This is a genomic window from Terribacillus sp. DMT04 (genome assembly GCF_019056395.1).
In the GTDB taxonomy this organism is placed as follows: Bacteria; Bacillota; Bacilli; order Bacillales; family Amphibacillaceae; genus Terribacillus; species Terribacillus aidingensis_A.
On record NZ_CP077639.1, the window covers coordinates 2,142,027 to 2,158,823 of the forward strand.

Annotated in this window: 24 protein-coding genes; 12 read left to right on the forward strand and 12 right to left on the reverse strand. The window is 40.4% G+C overall.

Going from position 1 to position 16,797, the window contains the following annotated elements; genetic code table 11:
• Positions 1 to 43: 43 nt before the first annotated feature.
• From KS242_RS11385 to KS242_RS11405, 5 genes are all read right to left on the reverse strand, one after another.
• On the reverse strand, positions 44 to 559 hold the full coding sequence (locus KS242_RS11385; RefSeq protein ID WP_217321447.1) for a hypothetical protein: 516 nt from the start codon (positions 557 to 559) through the stop codon (positions 44 to 46).
• A 284-nt stretch (positions 560 to 843) separates the two neighbouring features.
• Entirely contained in the window at positions 844 to 1,362 is a 519-nt protein-coding gene (locus tag KS242_RS11390; protein ID WP_217321448.1) for a hypothetical protein, read from the reverse strand.
• A 29-nt stretch (positions 1,363 to 1,391) separates the two neighbouring features.
• The gene (locus tag KS242_RS11395) at positions 1,392 to 1,838 is read right to left on the reverse strand and encodes a hypothetical protein (RefSeq protein ID WP_217321449.1); all 447 of its coding nucleotides are present in this window, start codon (positions 1,836 to 1,838) and stop codon (positions 1,392 to 1,394) included.
• A gap of 484 nt (positions 1,839 to 2,322) precedes the next feature.
• Entirely contained in the window at positions 2,323 to 2,547 is a 225-nt protein-coding gene (locus KS242_RS11400; RefSeq protein WP_077308221.1) for a helix-turn-helix domain-containing protein, read from the reverse strand.
• A gap of 202 nt (positions 2,548 to 2,749) precedes the next feature.
• Positions 2,750 to 3,001: a hypothetical protein gene (locus KS242_RS11405; protein ID WP_217321450.1), complete on the reverse strand. Its 252-nt coding sequence runs from the start codon at positions 2,999 to 3,001 to the stop codon at positions 2,750 to 2,752.
• A 315-nt stretch (positions 3,002 to 3,316) separates the two neighbouring features.
• On the opposite strand from KS242_RS11405, the gene KS242_RS11410 reads away from it, so the two are divergent.
• The 5 genes from KS242_RS11410 (at position 3,317) to KS242_RS11430 (ending at position 6,909) form a co-directional block, all read left to right on the forward strand.
• Positions 3,317 to 3,688, forward strand: coding sequence for a GntR family transcriptional regulator (locus tag KS242_RS11410; protein ID WP_217321451.1), 372 nt, complete (start codon positions 3,317 to 3,319; stop codon positions 3,686 to 3,688).
• A gap of 5 nt (positions 3,689 to 3,693) precedes the next feature.
• Positions 3,694 to 4,560, forward strand: coding sequence for an ABC transporter ATP-binding protein (locus KS242_RS11415; RefSeq protein WP_217321452.1), 867 nt, complete (start codon positions 3,694 to 3,696; stop codon positions 4,558 to 4,560).
• Positions 4,553 to 5,158, forward strand: coding sequence for an ABC-2 transporter permease (locus tag KS242_RS11420; protein WP_217321453.1), 606 nt, complete (start codon positions 4,553 to 4,555; stop codon positions 5,156 to 5,158). The genes KS242_RS11415 and KS242_RS11420 overlap by 8 nt, the downstream gene beginning before the upstream one ends.
• A gap of 74 nt (positions 5,159 to 5,232) precedes the next feature.
• Entirely contained in the window at positions 5,233 to 5,463 is a 231-nt protein-coding gene (locus KS242_RS11425; protein ID WP_217321454.1) for a hypothetical protein, read from the forward strand.
• A 594-nt stretch (positions 5,464 to 6,057) separates the two neighbouring features.
• Complete coding sequence (locus KS242_RS11430; protein ID WP_217321455.1) at positions 6,058 to 6,909, forward strand: STAS domain-containing protein; 852 nt, start codon at positions 6,058 to 6,060, stop codon at positions 6,907 to 6,909.
• An 80-nt stretch (positions 6,910 to 6,989) separates the two neighbouring features.
• On the opposite strand, the gene KS242_RS11435 is transcribed toward KS242_RS11430, so the two are convergent.
• Positions 6,990 to 7,142 carry an oxidoreductase gene (locus tag KS242_RS11435; RefSeq protein ID WP_217321456.1) on the reverse strand — a complete coding sequence of 51 codons (153 nt, stop codon included), beginning with the start codon at positions 7,140 to 7,142 and terminating at the stop codon, positions 6,990 to 6,992.
• 116 nt (positions 7,143 to 7,258) lie between these two features.
• On the opposite strand from KS242_RS11435, the gene KS242_RS11440 reads away from it, so the two are divergent.
• From KS242_RS11440 to KS242_RS11460, 5 genes are all read left to right on the forward strand, one after another.
• Positions 7,259 to 8,737, forward strand: coding sequence for an aldehyde dehydrogenase family protein (locus KS242_RS11440; RefSeq protein WP_217321457.1), 1,479 nt, complete (start codon positions 7,259 to 7,261; stop codon positions 8,735 to 8,737).
• A 103-nt stretch (positions 8,738 to 8,840) separates the two neighbouring features.
• Positions 8,841 to 9,584 (forward strand): thermonuclease family protein, encoded by a 744-nt coding sequence (locus KS242_RS11445; RefSeq protein ID WP_217321458.1) that lies wholly within the window; start codon positions 8,841 to 8,843, stop codon positions 9,582 to 9,584.
• 107 nt (positions 9,585 to 9,691) lie between these two features.
• Positions 9,692 to 10,144, forward strand: a complete 453-nt coding sequence (locus KS242_RS11450; RefSeq protein ID WP_217321459.1) for a DinB family protein — start codon at positions 9,692 to 9,694, stop codon at positions 10,142 to 10,144.
• Between the two features lie 172 nt (positions 10,145 to 10,316).
• On the forward strand, positions 10,317 to 10,469 hold the full coding sequence (locus KS242_RS11455) for a hypothetical protein (RefSeq protein WP_217321460.1): 153 nt from the start codon (positions 10,317 to 10,319) through the stop codon (positions 10,467 to 10,469).
• Positions 10,470 to 10,655: 186 nt separating this feature from the next.
• A complete protein-coding gene (locus tag KS242_RS11460) occupies positions 10,656 to 10,841 on the forward strand; it encodes a PspC domain-containing protein (protein ID WP_217321461.1) in 186 nt (61 codons plus the stop codon).
• A 72-nt stretch (positions 10,842 to 10,913) separates the two neighbouring features.
• Here the strand turns inward: KS242_RS11460 and KS242_RS11465 are convergent, their stop codons facing one another.
• Complete coding sequence (locus KS242_RS11465) at positions 10,914 to 11,099, reverse strand: hypothetical protein (protein ID WP_217321462.1); 186 nt, start codon at positions 11,097 to 11,099, stop codon at positions 10,914 to 10,916.
• 29 nt (positions 11,100 to 11,128) lie between these two features.
• Complete coding sequence (locus tag KS242_RS11470; protein WP_217321463.1) at positions 11,129 to 11,317, reverse strand: hypothetical protein; 189 nt, start codon at positions 11,315 to 11,317, stop codon at positions 11,129 to 11,131.
• Positions 11,318 to 11,447: 130 nt separating this feature from the next.
• On the opposite strand from KS242_RS11470, the gene KS242_RS11475 reads away from it, so the two are divergent.
• Together KS242_RS11475 and KS242_RS11480 are read left to right on the forward strand one after the other, a co-directional pair.
• Positions 11,448 to 12,158 carry an MBL fold metallo-hydrolase gene (locus tag KS242_RS11475; protein WP_217321464.1) on the forward strand — a complete coding sequence of 237 codons (711 nt, stop codon included), beginning with the start codon at positions 11,448 to 11,450 and terminating at the stop codon, positions 12,156 to 12,158.
• A complete protein-coding gene (locus KS242_RS11480; protein ID WP_217321465.1) occupies positions 12,151 to 12,669 on the forward strand; it encodes a TetR/AcrR family transcriptional regulator in 519 nt (172 codons plus the stop codon). The genes KS242_RS11475 and KS242_RS11480 overlap by 8 nt, the downstream gene beginning before the upstream one ends.
• A gap of 242 nt (positions 12,670 to 12,911) precedes the next feature.
• On the opposite strand, the gene KS242_RS11485 is transcribed toward KS242_RS11480, so the two are convergent.
• From KS242_RS11485 to KS242_RS11500, 4 genes are all read right to left on the reverse strand, one after another.
• Positions 12,912 to 13,466 carry a hypothetical protein gene (locus KS242_RS11485; RefSeq protein WP_217321466.1) on the reverse strand — a complete coding sequence of 185 codons (555 nt, stop codon included), beginning with the start codon at positions 13,464 to 13,466 and terminating at the stop codon, positions 12,912 to 12,914.
• Between the two features lie 119 nt (positions 13,467 to 13,585).
• On the reverse strand, positions 13,586 to 14,356 hold the full coding sequence (gene sdhB / locus KS242_RS11490) for a succinate dehydrogenase iron-sulfur subunit (protein WP_217321467.1): 771 nt from the start codon (positions 14,354 to 14,356) through the stop codon (positions 13,586 to 13,588).
• Positions 14,356 to 16,125, reverse strand: coding sequence for a succinate dehydrogenase flavoprotein subunit (gene sdhA / locus KS242_RS11495; RefSeq protein ID WP_217321468.1), 1,770 nt, complete (start codon positions 16,123 to 16,125; stop codon positions 14,356 to 14,358). The genes sdhB and sdhA overlap by 1 nt, the downstream gene beginning before the upstream one ends.
• Before the next feature lie 31 nt (positions 16,126 to 16,156).
• Positions 16,157 to 16,777 carry a succinate dehydrogenase cytochrome b558 subunit gene (locus KS242_RS11500; RefSeq protein WP_217321469.1) on the reverse strand — a complete coding sequence of 207 codons (621 nt, stop codon included), beginning with the start codon at positions 16,775 to 16,777 and terminating at the stop codon, positions 16,157 to 16,159.
• Positions 16,778 to 16,797: the final 20 nt, after the last annotated feature.

Consider the following 16,797-nt stretch of genomic DNA (forward strand, 5'->3'; position numbering starts at 1 on the left):
TAGTAAGCTTCCGGACTTTTTACAAGACTGTGACTGACACCTTTCAGTTAGTTATCAAACAGCCGATTGTAATAACCAAACCACTAAATTCTTTTTTTAGTTGGTTTATTTGTACTTCTTCAGCCATTATATCTAACACGTCCGTGCTGGTATAAATAATATATTGTTTGGTTTGAAAAACAATAGGACCGTATATCCGATCTTCAATAATATAAGAAATAAGTTTAAAAACATCCTCATTTCTAAAATTGACCTCAGCATATATTAGTTTAAAACTCTCACTATAATCGATAATTTTTTCTTTCCAATTTGTGATCTTCAGGAATTTACCAACACCTATTTTTTTGCCATACCTTTTGCCGCCACTATAAGAAGCGACACAAAATGTCGCTTTAATAAGCGTATCTTCACTTGTAACTAGATGTATAATATCTCTTAATAATTCTCTGTTCCGATACTTATAAAACAAGTTATATACAAACCGTATCCTATACTTGTCAGTTGTTTGAAAGTATGGGGTTTCTTCATTACTATAAATATCTATCTCATTCAGCATCATTACGGTTCGTCACCATTCTTTTAATTGTAATAATTATGTCAATCTTGTCCCTTACGAGAAAGGGAGTTGCACTATTAAGGAGGGTTGTATCTAAGATTACTTTTTTCTATCCATTAACTTTTCAATAGTAAAACAGCCACCAAATAGCAACACCGCTACTATAACTAAGCGAGCGAAATTTCTATCAGGGTACACTAATTCGAATGTATAGAAGATAACAAACGCATATATAGCCATCACAACATATTTCACAGAATACCTCCATCTATAAAACAACGCTTTATTCACAACATAGATACTAGGCGCTTAACCCTGTCGAGATTATACTTGTATGAAGCAAGATTAATATCTGTTACAAGCGTGCTGTAGAATAACTTACCATGAGTCGACAGCTCTTTCACGAATAGCTCTCTGTCGATACTTACAATTTTATGGTCAAATTGGACTTGAATGTTTGCACCCTCATCTTTCATTGCTAATAGAATAGGCTGACCCGGAAAAAGGCACTTACCTTCACCAAATTCTAAACATTCTTCCAGCGTGTTAAACAGGAACGCCCAAAGCATTGGCAGATCATCCCAATACTCTACACCCAAGTATTCCTTAGATTTAAACCTAAATGAAAGACCGCCATCAAGACTTAAGAGATTGTCATCAAGGAGTTCTTCTAAGTTCGTTTTCAAGTGATCAATGAATTTTTCTTTATTATCTTCAAGGAAACAAACATGTTCGTCTGTATTTATCAAACTATTGTTCAGATTCCTAATTGGTTTAATGACTATAAATTGTTTAATCTGCAGCATATAACCATACTCCTAGAGATTGAGATCAATTATCGGATTTTATCTGCTAGAAATTCTTTAGCGACTTTGTTATCAGAGTCTAGCTCTATTATTTTTCTAGCAGCAGCAAGTGCTTCTTCACCATCAATTACTTTGTCCGGTACTTCATGTAAGAACAATAAATATGATAAGTATCCAGCTAACTCCTGCTGATCAGCTAACGCAATACAGCGTCTTGCGTGATAAAGAGCCGCATGATAGGCTCCCTCTATATGACAAAGCGGATTAACAAGCAATTCAAAAGCTATTTCATGAAATTCTATTTTTTCATCTTCTATAAGTAAACTTACCATGAATGTATAAACAGACATACTTGGACAAGTAAAAGCAATATCTGTTAATTCCCCGTCAAGTTCTTCAAAAGATAAGTGCTTCAAGAAGCTTTTCGCCTCTGCAAATCTACCTTTTAGTATTAATTGTTTAAATTTAGTAGACATACAAATCCCCCACCTATTACTCTGTAAATGTAACTGTAACAGTTTTCCCACTAAGTTTTAATAGAACTTTTTATAAGTTATCCCTTTACCACGGCGCACAATATGGACGACACCTTAGAAAAGTCGCTCCATTCGTTTCCTCTTCTCTTCACCATTGTGTATAAACAAAAAAGTCCCCCTCAACTGGCTAGAAGCAATCCTGATGAATGATAATAGCCATATGTATGTATAAAGCAAAAAGTGCTGTTCCGGCAACTCTCTTATAGTTTTAATCATATCTGTATTTTTAGTCCAGCATCAATTTAGAATAACGCTTACTCCATCAGCCTCATCGACTGCATTCGTCAGCACATCATCATAATTGCTTTTCCCCAAAACAAAAAAACCGACCATCACAGTCGGTTTTCAGCAGCCATTAAAGCAAGCGATTATTTCTTTCTGCTTACAGTCAGCTATGTCAAGCAACAGGCAGATCAATCGCCCGTCAGAGCTTCAGTTCCCCCATACGAAGGAGCTCCACTACAGCCTGAGACCGTCCCTTTACTCCCAGTTTCTGCATCGTATTCGAAATGTGGTTTCGCACCGTCTTCTCTGAAATAAAAAGCTCTTGTGCGATATCCTTGGTCGTCTTATCTTGTACCAGTAGCTCAAAGACTTCTTTTTCTCGTTTGGTGAGTAATTGTTTTGGCCTGTAGTCACTATCCTTCAAAATTTAACCCCTCCTTGCTCTCTTCAGGGTTGCTGCGTCAGGTATTTATTTAGTCCATGTAGCTTATGTAAAGGAATGCCAGAGGGTGAACAGGAATTAGCGGAATGTTAACGATTTGTTTTATAGATTCCATTATGATCTTATCCATAACATTTCTCCTCAGAGATAATACTCTCTGCCGCATTTACATTATTTACTTATTTTACTTTTTCTTCTTCGACAGCTTATCAACAACTAAGAAAACCGCAAGCGCAAGAACGAGGACGTCAATTAATCCGAATGAATCCAGCAATGTACGTTTAATTGATTGCATTGTGTAAAGTTTGTATACGAATATACCTAAAGATATCACTGCGCTAATCAAGAATACATAAAATAACGCTTTGGCTGAATTAGGGATAAATAGAAATACGAAAAAGACAACAAAAATGATCACCAAATAGATTATTTCCATATAAATCTTCCCTCCTCTATATCCATAAATTTATTTTTTTTCTGTTACCTGTATTATTTGACTCAAGAAGATCTTACAAAACATATCTGTTAATTTACTTATACTTTATAAATTCCTACAGTAAGTATTATTTTTTCCATCATTTCAATATAAAGGTTGCAAAACGGTTCAAATTTGTATATATTGTACATACAGTGTATATACATTATAACGAATATCTACTCACACTTGAGTTGGCTTTCTACAACAAAATCAGTGGCTTTGAATACATACACAAAAGAATGCGTTCTACTAAAAAGCAGATGAGGGACCGGCATGCAAATTATAATTTCAAACAGTTCGAAGGAGCCGATTTATGAACAAATTACGAATCAGATTAAATCGTCTATTTTAACCGGTGAGCTGCAAGAAGGATCTCCTATCCCTTCCATGCGCAAGCTCGCTAAGGATTTACAGATTAGCGTTATCACAACAAAACGGGCTTATGAAGAATTAGAAAAAGCAGGATTTATTTATTCCATTATTGGAAAAGGATCTTTTGTTGCGGAGCAAAATCTCGATCTCATAAAAGAGAAAAAACTGAAGGTCATTGAGGAGCAGCTTAGCGCAGTTATAACAAACAGCAGAGAAATCGGCCTCTCCCTTGATGAGCTGCAGCAGATAATGAAGATTTTATACGAGGAGTGACGTGCATGGATAATGTAGTGGAATTAAACAATGTGACAAAGCAATTCAAGGATTTCTCTGTTAAGGACCTGAACCTGCAAGTGAAGCGCGGGTTTGTGCATGGTTTTATCGGCGCTAATGGTGCTGGTAAGTCTACGACAATTAAAATGATGATGAATTTATTAAGGCCTGATTCTGGTGAAGTGAGAGTTTTTGGACTGGATTACAAAAAGCATGAAAAAGAAATCAAGGAACGCATAGGTTTTGTGTATGATAGTAACGTTTTTTATGAAGGTCTTAATCTAAAAGATATTAAACGCATTGTTGCACCAGCATATAAACATTGGGATAATGCTCTATTCTCTCACTATACGGATCAATTCGAATTACCGCTGAACAAATCAATAAAGAAATTCTCAAAGGGCATGCAAATGAAAGCTTCCTTGGCTATCGCGCTTTCCCACAATGCCGAGCTAATCATTATGGATGAACCTACTGCTGGGCTGGACCCTATTTTCAGACGAGAATTGCTTGGGTTATTACAAGAAGTAATGTTAGATGGCAACCGCACCATCTTTTTCTCCACTCATATCACCACAGATTTAGACCGCATCGCAGATTATATAGCTTTCCTACACAAAGGACAACTGATATTTAATAAGACGATTCACGAGGTAAGTGAAAATTATGCAATTGTGAAAGGAAAAACAGAGTTGCTGGATCGAGACACGAAAGAAGCTTTTGTTCATATTCATCAATCCTCCGCTGGATTCGAAGCATTAACAGATGATCCTGCCGGAGCGGAAAATACATTTGGAGATAACGCGGTTATTGAACGCGCTACGTTGGAAGACATTATGTACTATGTGAAAGGCGGTATACAGCATGTTTAATTTAATTAGACGAGATGTTATACTTCAAAAATGGGGCTTATTTGTCCTTATACCCTTTATATTATTCTTTATCATTATGAAGGCACATCCAATTATAATCTTTCTGATTGCCAGTATATATATTCCATTTAACACGTATGCTTATGATGAAAAAACGGAGACAAATATTTTATTAAATTCTTTACCGTACACACGGAATGAAATTATTGCATCGCGCTATCTAGGAGCAGTCATCTATATGGTTATTGCAACGGGAATAACCAGCGCTGCATTATATGTTTTCCACAAGCCTTTTACAATGACACATATTGTGATTAGTACAAGTTTATTCTTATTATTTGTCGCCATCAGCTTTCCTCTATTCTATATATTTAAACAGGGACATATTAGTAGTGTTTTAATGTTTAGTTTTATCCTTACAACAATTTTAATCTCTAGGATTGCTTCTAACTATCATCAATACCTGACAACTGTAATTGACTTTCTTGCCAATATATCTGTACCTATATTGTATACAGGGACTGCACTAGCAATCTTGGTAGTCTATGGTACTTCATGGGGGATAACCACTTTTATTTATCAGCGCAAAGCTTTATAGATGTATAGGATACTTTAATCATCTCTGCTACAATAATGGCATCCAATTTCCAGCATGTTCTAGGGGTGGTTATAATGAAACCTAAGAAACTGATTTATCTAACTCTACATGTTTTTGCACCCTGTATTTACTTTTTTGGACATCTCGCCATACAGTATGTCAGAGGGAACAATTTAATGGAAGCTGCTGTAGATATCTTATGTATCATCGCCATTTACTCAATTTTATTGGGAATCATCTGGTCATTATTAATCGATAAACTTGACCAGGCTATCAAAGCAGATGAAGAGAATAACGGTGTGTAGTGGTTATAAGAAACCAGGTCTGTGCCAGCAAACCTGGTTTTTACAATTTTCGCAGATCACAAAACAAAGAAGTTCTGTTGCGCGCTATCCTTTGATGTGTTCACAGTACAAACGGTGTATGCTAATCAATTCTAATACTTAACCACACACATCTCTTTTCCAAATCTATCTCCTTCATCAACAAATCCTAATCCTGCATACACGTTATGCGCACCATGATTCTCTGGATGATAGCCCACAAAGACCTTATCTGTTTGAAGAATGTCTTTCTTCTTATAAGCAGGAGTTTCCTTGCTAATCTGCCATACCCTTTTCTTTGAAAAAAGATTAAATCATATCGTATCCATTACTTCTTCTTTACGTGTATGATACATACAGAACCGCACATATTTTCCCATCCACTAATTCCTCACTCTTTTTTCTCTTTTGGGTATTTATAAAGTCATTATTGTACATTATGACGAATATAGCCATGTTGTTGGCTTGAATTTTTATGATAGGAATTGAAGTATATTAAATACCACTTTTCACTTCCCTTCGGTTGTCACTTGGCTTATCCTTAAGGAAGTACGACAATAAAAGGGGACGTTAGTTATGAAGGATGAATTGAGATACATAGGAGAGAAGATACAGGAGAATAAAGATATAATAGCTAAGTCTGTGCTTCAACGCCTTGATTCGAATTTAGGTCATGATCTTCGTCTTTTATCTCTTCCTAACGAGGAGCTTTATGATTTTAACGCTGAACTCGTGTATATAATTGGTTCAGTTCTTCTGCCGGAGGAAAATAAAGAAGAAGTAAAACAGCACTTCCTTAGCTGGGGATCGAGAGCAGGCCAAGCAGCAACTGATATGAACATTTCTTTAACGGCTACCTTGCAGTATGTTTCCAATTTCCGCAGTGTCATTTGGGATATTTTCACTGAGGAGCTGGAGGAGCGGCATTTTGCGGCGATTACGATGCTCGATGTATCGAAGATTATTGATCCGATGCTGGAAACTGTCAGCTTTGAAATCGGCCGACAATTCGAGAGCCATAACAAAAAGATGGTAAGCATCGCGTATAGTGCGCTGGAAGAACTGTCGGTTCCAGTCGTTCCTATTTATGAAGGATTGGCTGTTATACCGATTGTTGGGGAAATTGATACACATCGCGCCAAATTGATTATGGAAACAGCGTTAACCCAAGGGAGCGCATTGGATTTGGATAATATTATCTTAGATGTTTCCGGTGTTCTGATGATTGATACGATGGTTGCCGATCAAATTTTTCATATCGTACAGTCACTTCGATTAAGTGGTATTAAAACGATTATTACTGGTATTCGACCGGAGATTGCACAAACTATGGTATCACTCGGATTGGAATTCCGTTCGATTACAACACAGTCCACGCTAAAAAATGCACTGCATCTTCTCGGCTACGGGAAGCTGGACGAGCAATAAGATTAAAAGGAGCTGATCACAATAATCAGCTCCTTTATTCTCACTTCACGATTCTGTATATTTTTTCCACCAACCTCATCTCACACCATTCGCACTGCCTTGGAAAACGTTCCGCAGTCTATTTCTTTGTTCCCCCCTTTCAGACCCTCAAATATAGCGTCCACAGATTGAAACACAAATCCGATTCCAGATGCACCGCCTGTTATTACAATGTTATTTCCAGTAAGATTCATTTGTCTACCTCCTGCTATGTTCTGGTGTTATCATACCCACTAACTACTTGAGACGATTATCGTATCTGTTTTGGGGTAAGTTATGACTGACCCTATTAGAAACGGAGTGATAATCTGTGGCAATCGAGCCAATCATAATTGAAGCGATTATCAACGGAGAAAAACATAAAGCAGAAAACCAGGCCCCTCGTGAAAATCCGGCTCATCCTGATGAAATTGTTGGCTACGCTCCTCTCAACACAAAAGAGGAAACCGTTCAAGCAATTGATGCAGCAGATCAAGCCTTTACCGAATGGCGAGACACATCATTTGATGAGCGAATTAATCGGATGCGCCGTGCCATTCAGAAAATCAAAGACAAAACACCAGAAATTGCAGAGCTGCTTGCTCGTGAGCATGGGAAAGCATTATATGATGCCAAAGGCGAAATCGCCGTTTCGCTTATGTGGATGGAGTTCGCTTGTGATAATGTGGCTGAAGTTCTCAAAGACGAAGAACACGAGCATGATGGTGGTAAGACGATTATTGCTCGAGATGCGATTGGTGTTATTAGCGCCATTTCGCCTTGGAACTATCCTATTTCCCTTTCCACCATTAAGATTGCTCCTGCTCTGCTCGCCGGAAACACGATGGTGCTGAAGCCTAGTCCGCTGGCACCGCTTGCTGTCAGCAAAGTAACCGAACTAATCGCGGAAGAGTTTCCTCCTGGCGTACTGAATTTGGTACATGGTGAAGCAGAAGTTGGTGTCGAACTTACTTCCAACCCGAAAGTAGCAAAAATCGCCTTCACCGGCGGCACAGAAACTGCTAAGCATATTATGAAAGCAGCAGCTGATACTATTAAGCATATGACACTAGAGCTTGGCGGAAACGACGCAGCTATTGTACTGGACGATTTTGATGTAAACGATGAAAAAGCCATGCGCCGACTCGTTGTTTCCAATTTCTTAACAGCAGGTCAAATCTGTATGATTGCGAAACGTGTTTATGTTCACGAATCTATTTATGATACCTTTATAAAAAAATACCGCGAAGCTGCCGACAAATGGATTCGAGTTGGTGATCCATTTGACGAGAACGTCACAGTTGGTGCGGTCAATAATAAGAAACAAATTGAATTTGTACAAAGTCTCATCGATGATAGTAAACAAAAAGGCGCAGAAGTGATTAAACTCGGTAAAATATTGGATGAAGATCTCTTCGAGCAGGGTTATTTCATGCAGCCGACACTCGTTTTAGGCGCAGACTATGACGATCCAATTGTGGAACAAGAGCAGTTCGGTCCTACTGTACCAATTTTACCGTTTAAAGACGACGAGCATGCCATTCACCTTGCCAATAAGAGCATCTTTGGATTGACGAGTTCTGTCTGGGGAAATCAGGAGCACGCTGTAAAGGTTGCTAAACGCATCCAAGCAGGTACAACGATGATTAATACGGCCGCTGTCCAAGGCTTAGATGTTCGCTTCCCATTCGGCGGCGTCAAACAGTCTGGAATCGGGCGCGAGTACGGCAAAGAAGGCCTCCTCGCATATGCGGAAACACATGTTATCAATATGCCGAAGTCTTTAGATTTACCTTATATACCGGAATGACAAAAAGCAGTGCATCTACCCTGATGCACTGCTTTTTGCTCTTGTAAGCTGTCGCTCTCGTCCGTATGATGGATGTAGAAACAGCGAAGGAGTCTTTAACAGCATGAAACAACCATTACAACTAACAGTTTGGCTGATCGTTACGCTATTCTTACTAAGTGCTTGTGGAACAGTCAGCTCTAATCAGTCAACAGAAACAAACAGCCATGCAACAACAACTTCCGGCACAACCGATAAAGTGGAAGTATCGCTGATCCGTATTGTTGATGGTGATACGATTAAAGTAAATTATAACGGCCAGGAAGAAACAGTTCGCTATTTGCTTATTGATACTCCGGAAACGAAAGCTCCAAATAAATGCGTACAGCCATACGGAAAGAAAGCCTCCAAGCGCAATGAGGAGCTCGTTGAGAACGGGAAGCTGGAACTGGAATTCGATGTCGGACAACGAAAAGATAAATACGGACGGCTGCTTGCCTACGTGTATGCAGACGGACAAAGCGTTCAAGAAACACTGCTAAAAGAAGGATTGGCGCGGTTAGCATATGTGTATCCGCCCAATACCAGATATCTTGATTTATTTGAAGACGCAGAAGCATATGCAATAAATGCTCACAAAGCAGTATGGCAGCAAGATGGTTACGCAACGGACGAAGGATTCAATGGCTGCTCTTTCGAAAAGAAAGATAATGCATCAAGTCATGTTGACCAAGGCCAATCCGATAAGGCGACAAGTTTTGCTAACTGTACAGCCCTGCGAGAAACATATCCAGAAGGTGTACCTAGCACACATCCTGCTTATCAGCGCAAATTTGACCGAGACAAAGATAATTATGCTTGTGAATGATCGGAGAATATAATGTTCCCATTCCATTCGTACAATTCCTCTTACATGACAACAGCTGTACTTTTTGTATATAGTGAGGTTATCTACATAACAAAGGAGAATGACTAATGACAAAAGCAGCTCACTGGAAAGAAAGCTGGCTTCAGCATCGCAACGTATTAAATAACCTGCTTGACCAAATCGAGGATGGGCATTTAGATTATCAGCCTTGGGAAGATGCAATGACACTGAAAGACTTAGTGCTTCATGTAGCATCATCTAATGTTATGATCCTTGAGATGGTAAAAACAGACGAGATGTACAATCCAGAAATTCCAGAAGTACAATCAATGGACGAATTGCGTCAAGCAGTTCGCCAATTCACTGATAAAACAGCAGCTATATTCGACAGTATTACGGATGAGGAATTGGCACAAGATAACCAAGCAAAAATACCAACCATGCAAGGAAAAAGAGAAGTCTACGTGCAAGCGATGTATGACCATGAACTGCATCACAAAGGACAATTGTTCGTCTATGCACGGCTCGTTGGAGCAACAGATCTTCCTTTCTTCCGTTAACCTTATAAAGATCCTGCGGTTTGCCTGCCGCAGGATCTTTTTCTCTAGTATGCTACGCTGTATATTTTCAAATATTTTCAAAAACTGCTATACAACAATTCCCTCTCGATATATAATCTTCTAAACACCTTAGAAAACATGGAAAGAGGGATGAAACATAGCATTCGTAATCATGCGTGAAGAAAAAGAGGACGTACGCTGCCTGACTGAGGCCGGAACCGCCATGTGTAAGTTGTTTGCTACATTCGAAGAAGCCAAATTGATGAAAAAGCAACTCGCTGTTGAGACTGCATCGCATATCCGCTGGTTTATTGTGGAAATGTAATTCCTGTATTAGAACAGACAAGTAGTCGGAATCGCTTTCGAGGAAGCCCCGGCTGCTTGTTTTTTATTTGATAAGCAGACTTCCGTTTCTTAATATGCATTATAAGTAGGTACTTGATTATTATCAACGAAAGATCACATTCTGATATAATGACTTTTAGCATCCATAATATAGGAGGGATATAGAGTGAGGAAACTATTTAAATCAACAACTGACAAAACTTTGTATGGGGTATGCGGCGGTATTGCTGAATTCTTTGGGATACCTTCTTTAATTGTAAGGCTATTATTTATTTTTACATCTTCTGTTTCTATTTGGGTTTATCTCTTCCTCGTTTGGTCTTTAGATGAAAAACCAACATTATTAAGATAGCTTTATCTACTTGTTAAGCTGAGACACCTTCTTAAACTTCCTCCTAAAAAAACAAAGCGGGAAGAACATTCACTAATCCTCCCGCCTTGCAAGCTCCTTATCATTCATATTTTTCACTATAAATACTAGTGCGATTACTTGAAGTACCGCTCCAACAAAAAATAGAATTGGCTGCTTTATCCATGCGAAAAATCCAAAAAAACCAGAAGCGAAAAGCAGTGATACAACTCCCCACAAATGCCACTTAGATTGAAACATCGCGCTTCCCCCCTTATGTTTACGGAAAATTAGTAAAGGTCATCTTTATTTATACTTCTCTTACCCAAATGCTTTATTAAAAGTATCATCGCAATCACTTGCAAAATAAGTCCTGTTATAAGAAACGCTGCACCCTCTGTTGCTGCTCCTATTAGCATCAATGAGGAGGCTAATAAAAGTAAACCAACTCCCCAAATCTGAAACTTGGATCTATTCATTCTCTCCCCTCCTTTTATTCAGCCTATACTCACCGTATCATAAATTACTTGAATTTGGAAAATAAATCCTTGTTAAACTAATGGTATTAGTCTAAGATTTAACTAACACCATTAGTTAGGAGTGATATATGTGCGTATACTAAAGCATCAACATCTTTATCAGCTTACTTTTATGCCGCGTTTGTTTCCTGTTAATTGTTACCTGATTGAAGAAAGAGATAGTCTGACACTGGTGGATGCAGCTATGACTTCTTCGGCAGCAGCCATCTTATCTGCCGCAGAAACAATTGGTAAACCGATTCGTAAGATTGTATTATCACATGCACATGCTGATCATATCGGCGCATTAGACAAGTTAAAAGAAGCCTTACCATATGCAGAAGTGTTTATGTCGGAAACAGAGTGGAAATTACTTTCGGGTGCATTCACATTAAAAGCTAATGATCCACCTATAAAAGGTGGGTTTCCAAAAAATATTAAGACAAAGCCGAATGATTTTTTGTTAGAAGGCGATCGAATAGATTCACTGGAGGTCATCGCTGCGCTTGGGCATTCCCCCGGTATGCTTGCTTTCTTTGATCATCGAAATGGGGCACTTATTGCCGGAGATAGCTTCCAGCTGCGCGGCGGCATGGCAGTAGCTGGTGATATTCGCTGGCGCTTTCCATTCCCAGCATGGGGGACGTGGAACAAAGAACTTTCTATCACTTCTGCACAAAAATTAACCGATCTAGAACCAAAGCTTCTTGCTGTCGGGCATGGTGATCTTCTGCATCATCCAGTACCCAACATGCAACAAGCCATCCAGCGAGCTAAAAAGGGATTGCATTTTAATGCCTAAAATGCAGCTTACACAATCCAAAATAACAGACACAGCACTCTCTATTGCTGAACAGCAAGGCTTTGAAGCTGTAACAATGGCGAATATCGCACGCGCTCTATCCATTAAACCCCCCTCTTTGTATAATCATTTCAAGAACTTAGAAGAGATAAAAATAGCCATGGCACTCATTGCGCAACAAAAACTGTATGAAGCTTTGAAAGACCAAGATACACTCCTGTCATTAGCCAAGAGTTACGTGAATTTTTCTAAGTTACACGCTGGTTTGTATACCGCTTCTCTGTGCGGGGGTACAGGTGAAACAGGTCACGCAATCGTACAACTCTTTGCCACTACACCCATTTTGGCTGAATTAGAGGAAACAGAGAGAACCCATGCCATCCGCGGATTCCGGAGTATGGTGCATGGATTTATAGATTTACAGTATTACGAGGGGTTTAAGATGGATGTTGATCTGGAGGAATCGCTTGTGAAGATGGTTAGTGTTTTCGAGCGAGGATTGGGTTGTTAACACCCTGATTAACTTGTTTGCCAGAATGGAGTAGTTAACAACCGTGCTACTGACGAAGATTCTATTTTAATAGCGGTTATATCTACAAGCCAATAAAACAACACGCCATAAGCTGCTTCGGGTTGCTTCATTGCTGATAAGAAAAATGCACATGTAAACATGATAACAAGGCAGAAAACCTATTTACTTACCGAATATGCTTTCTGCCTCTTTCTATCTTGATTACTCCTGATTACTAAAGATCATTTTTCAAAAATGACTCGTACATTTTCTTTTCCTTGGTACAAGGGATCATTGGTAACGATAGATAAGCTCTGTGCATCGTGATCTGCCAGCAAAATAGTCGATTCTTTAGTCATGTCTACAGCTGCAAATTTATTTCGATAGCTTATTGGATATTGAGTGATTAGCCACATATTGTTTTCCTGCGCTAAATGAAACCAGTGAGTAAATGCACTTTTTAATATGTTCTCGCTTGGAACGGTGATTGTAAAGGATGGTATCTTAGCGCGGTACGTTTTTCCAACGCTCATTGTAAGTACTTTTCTTCCTGTATCCCGATACTCAATTTTGTATTTGTTACGCTTTAACAACACTGAGTCAATAATATCATCGTACCCTTCAAAATGGATATACAGTGGATACTTAAAGCACTTAGACACAGCTTTTTGCATTAGAAGTTTTGTATCCTCGACGTAATCGTCATTAACTCCCACTATATGAAAATGCTCAAAATTACCATCTGCTTTTACCCAATCTAGTTCCTTCTCTAAGTCTTGTATCACTTGTATCTCCATTTTATAGCACACCTTTCTTTTATGCATACGATTGATATGCTGTCCACATGTTCTGGCATCCCTTCTTTCCTCATCCTACAAAAAACGGAACTCAACGTATGAGTTCCGTTTCTCTGTTGTTAATAATTCGTATCACTACCAAAGAAGTTCTTAAACGACTGGATATTCGTTGCGCGGTTCATCTCAGCGATGGATGTTGTCAACGGGATACCTTTTGGACAAACTTGGACGCAGTTTTGGGAGTTACCGCAGCTGCCGATGCCGCCTTCGCCCATTAGAGCTTCCAGACGTTCCCCCTTGTTCATTGCTCCTGTTGGGTGGGAGTTGAACAGACGTACTTGAGAAATCGGTGCGGGGCCGATAAAGTCGGATTTGTCATTGACGTTCGGACATGCTTCCAAGCATACCCCGCAAGTCATGCACTTGGAGAGTTCATATGCCCACTGGCGTTTTTTCTCTGGCATACGAGGTCCTGGTCCAAGGTCGTACGTACCGTCAATTGGCACCCATGCTTTGACTTTTTTCAAGCTGTCAAACATTTGGGAACGGTCTACGGCTAAGTCACGAACGATTGGGAAAGTAGACATTGGCTCAAGTCGGATTGGCTGCTCTAATTTATCAATCAGTGCGGCACAAGATTGTCTAGGCTCGCCGTTGATCACCATCGAACAGGCTCCGCATACTTCCTCCAAACAGTTCATATCCCAATAAATCGGCGTTGACTCTTTTCCTTCCGCATTCACTGGGTTTCTGCGAATCTCCATTAAAGCAGAGATGACATTCATATTCTCTCGGTATGGTACCTCAAACGTTTCTTCATAAGGAGCGCTGCTCGGATCGTTCTGACGCGTAACAATCAGGGTAACCGTCTCTTGTTTGGTCGCTTCCATTATGCTTTTGCCTCCTTCGCTTTCGCTTGGCTGTAGTCACGTTTTCTTGGCTCGATATAGGAAGTGTCGACTGCTTCGTAATAGATATGTGGTGAGTTGGTAGATTCATCATATCTAGCCATTGTTGTTTTCAAGAATTCTTCATCGTTTCGTTCCGGGAATTCCGGCTTGTAATGAGCTCCGCGGCTTTCATTTCGCTGGTAGGCACCAATTGTCATCACACGCGCTAAGTGAAGCATATTCTTCAGCTGACGTGTGAACATGACACCTTGGTTGCTCCAAAGGGACGTATCGTGGATGTTGATATTGTTCCAGCGTTCCTGAAGCTCCTGCAGTTTATCGTCTGTTTTCAGCAGCTTGCTGTTTTCGCGAACAACTGTTACATTATCTGTCATCCACTCGCCAAGCTCACGATGCAGCTTGTACGCATTTTCCGTCCCGTCCATTTTAAGCATCTTATCGAAGGAAGCCTGCTCTTTTGCAAGGGCATCGTCGAATAGCTTGCTGGAAAGGTCGTCTGCGTGTTTATCTAATCCATCGATGTATTTGATGGCATTAGGCCCTGCGACCATACCGCCATAGATTGCTGATAATAGCGAGTTGGCGCCCAGACGGTTTCCGCCATGCTGCGAGTAGTCACATTCACCAGCTGCAAATATTCCTGGGATGTTTGTCATTTGATCATCGCTGATCCATAGTCCGCCCATTGAATAGTGTACGGCCGGGAAGATCTTCATTGGTACTTTACGCGGATCATCTCCAGCGAATTTCTCGTAGATCTCAATGATTCCACCCAGTTTGACATCCAATTCTTTCGGATCTTTATGAGATAGATCCAGATATACCATGTTCTCCCCGTTGATACCGAGCTTTTGGTTCACACACACATCAAAAATCTCTCGAGTGGCAATGTCACGCGGCACCAAGTTTCCGTATGCCGGATATTTTTCTTCCAGGAAGTACCAAGGCTCACCATCTTTATACGTCCATACACGGCCGCCTTCTCCGCGGGCAGATTCACTCATCAAGCGAAGTTTATCGTCACCTGGTATTGCAGTCGGGTGAATCTGGATGAACTCTCCATTCGCATAAATTGCGCCTTGTTCATACAAAGCACCAGCAGCAGAACCCGTATTGATAATGGAGTTTGTCGATTTACCGAAGATAATCCCAGGTCCGCCTGTTGCCATAATGACAGCATCTGCACGCAATGCGCGCAATTCATGGGATTGGATGTTCTGTGTCAGGATACCGCGCCCGATACCTTCTTCATCAATGATTGCGTGAACGAATTCCCAGCCTTCATATTTCGTTACCAGTCCAGCTGTTTCGAAGCGGCGGACTTGTTCATCCAGCGCGTAAAGCAGCTGCTGGCCAGTTGTCGCACCAGCGTAAGCTGTCCGGTGGTATTGTGTCCCTCCAAAACGGCGGAAATCAAGCAGTCCTTCAGGCGTTCTGTTAAACATAACACCCATCCGGTCGAGCATATGAATAATGCTTGGTGCAGCATCACACATTCCTTTAACAGGACCTTGGTTGGCAAGGAAGTCCCCGCCATATACTGTATCGTCAAAATGTTCCCACGTGGAGTCGCCTTCCCCTTTTGTATTAACAGCTCCGTTAATACCGCCTTGGGCGCAAACAGAGTGGGAGCGTTTCACTGGAACAATGGATAATAAATCTACATGAACGCCAGCTTCTGCAGCTTTGATGGTTGCCATCAAGCCTGCAAGTCCCCCGCCGACGACTACGATGTTACGTTTACTCATATCTTTAAGTCCCCTTTCTTAAAGCTGCTGTCTATACGCCCATTCCAATTGCAAGCAAGGAACGTATTCCCAAATACGTAACGCCCAGGAATACAAGCAGCGTCGCATATGTCGCGATTCGCTGAGAGCGCGGAGACACGGTAATGCCCCATGTAACCAGAAAACTCCATAAACCGTTCGCGAAATGGAACGTTGTGGAAATGACGCCAATCAAGTAGAACCAGAAGAAAAATGGCTGCGTAAGAATCGCTTCCATAAAATCAAAGTCAATCGTTTCCTGTGTAAAGATTGTAATAATACGAGTTTGATAGACATGCCACGCAATGAAAATCAATGTCAAGATACCAGTAATCCGCTGCAGCAAGAACATTAAATTACGGAAGTAGCCATATCTTCTCGCATTGTTCTTACCTGTCAATACAATATACACACCGAGAATGGCATGGTAAAGGATCGGTATGTAAATAACCACCCATTCAAGGACAAAGCGGAATGGAAGATCATGCATGAAACCGGCAGCTTGATTAAAGCTGTCGCTCCCGTATGCAGCAAAATGGTTGATCACCAAATGCTGGATAAGGAAGATTCCAATTGGAAGCACTCCCAACAACGAATGAAGCCTGCGGTAGAAAAACTCTCGATTCTCGTTCATACGTACCCCCTCTGTAGCTC

What these genes read in the sequence shown, in the direction of transcription:
- KS242_RS11385 (WP_217321447.1), bottom strand. Translation starts at nt 559, where the DNA reads ATGATGCTGAATGAGATAGATATTTATAGTAATGAAGAAACCCCATAC.
- KS242_RS11390 (WP_217321448.1), bottom strand. Translation starts at nt 1,362, where the DNA reads ATGCTGCAGATTAAACAATTTATAGTCATTAAACCAATTAGGAATCTG.
- KS242_RS11395 (WP_217321449.1), bottom strand. Translation starts at nt 1,838, where the DNA reads ATGTCTACTAAATTTAAACAATTAATACTAAAAGGTAGATTTGCAGAG.
- KS242_RS11405 (WP_217321450.1), bottom strand. Translation starts at nt 3,001, where the DNA reads ATGGAAATAATCTATTTGGTGATCATTTTTGTTGTCTTTTTCGTATTT.
- KS242_RS11410 (WP_217321451.1), top strand. Translation starts at nt 3,317, where the DNA reads ATGCAAATTATAATTTCAAACAGTTCGAAGGAGCCGATTTATGAACAA.
- KS242_RS11415 (WP_217321452.1), top strand. Translation starts at nt 3,694, where the DNA reads ATGGATAATGTAGTGGAATTAAACAATGTGACAAAGCAATTCAAGGAT.
- KS242_RS11420 (WP_217321453.1), top strand. Translation starts at nt 4,553, where the DNA reads ATGTTTAATTTAATTAGACGAGATGTTATACTTCAAAAATGGGGCTTA.
- KS242_RS11425 (WP_217321454.1), top strand. Translation starts at nt 5,233, where the DNA reads ATGAAACCTAAGAAACTGATTTATCTAACTCTACATGTTTTTGCACCC.
- KS242_RS11430 (WP_217321455.1), top strand. Translation starts at nt 6,058, where the DNA reads ATGAAGGATGAATTGAGATACATAGGAGAGAAGATACAGGAGAATAAA.
- KS242_RS11435 (WP_217321456.1), bottom strand. Translation starts at nt 7,142, where the DNA reads ATGAATCTTACTGGAAATAACATTGTAATAACAGGCGGTGCATCTGGA.
- KS242_RS11445 (WP_217321458.1), top strand. Translation starts at nt 8,841, where the DNA reads ATGAAACAACCATTACAACTAACAGTTTGGCTGATCGTTACGCTATTC.
- KS242_RS11450 (WP_217321459.1), top strand. Translation starts at nt 9,692, where the DNA reads ATGACAAAAGCAGCTCACTGGAAAGAAAGCTGGCTTCAGCATCGCAAC.
- KS242_RS11455 (WP_217321460.1), top strand. Translation starts at nt 10,317, where the DNA reads ATGCGTGAAGAAAAAGAGGACGTACGCTGCCTGACTGAGGCCGGAACC.
- KS242_RS11465 (WP_217321462.1), bottom strand. Translation starts at nt 11,099, where the DNA reads ATGTTTCAATCTAAGTGGCATTTGTGGGGAGTTGTATCACTGCTTTTC.
- KS242_RS11470 (WP_217321463.1), bottom strand. Translation starts at nt 11,317, where the DNA reads ATGAATAGATCCAAGTTTCAGATTTGGGGAGTTGGTTTACTTTTATTA.
- KS242_RS11480 (WP_217321465.1), top strand. Translation starts at nt 12,151, where the DNA reads ATGCCTAAAATGCAGCTTACACAATCCAAAATAACAGACACAGCACTC.
- KS242_RS11485 (WP_217321466.1), bottom strand. Translation starts at nt 13,466, where the DNA reads ATGGAGATACAAGTGATACAAGACTTAGAGAAGGAACTAGATTGGGTA.
- sdhB (WP_217321467.1), bottom strand. Translation starts at nt 14,356, where the DNA reads ATGGAAGCGACCAAACAAGAGACGGTTACCCTGATTGTTACGCGTCAG.
- sdhA (WP_217321468.1), bottom strand. Translation starts at nt 16,125, where the DNA reads ATGAGTAAACGTAACATCGTAGTCGTCGGCGGGGGACTTGCAGGCTTG.
- KS242_RS11500 (WP_217321469.1), bottom strand. Translation starts at nt 16,777, where the DNA reads ATGAACGAGAATCGAGAGTTTTTCTACCGCAGGCTTCATTCGTTGTTG.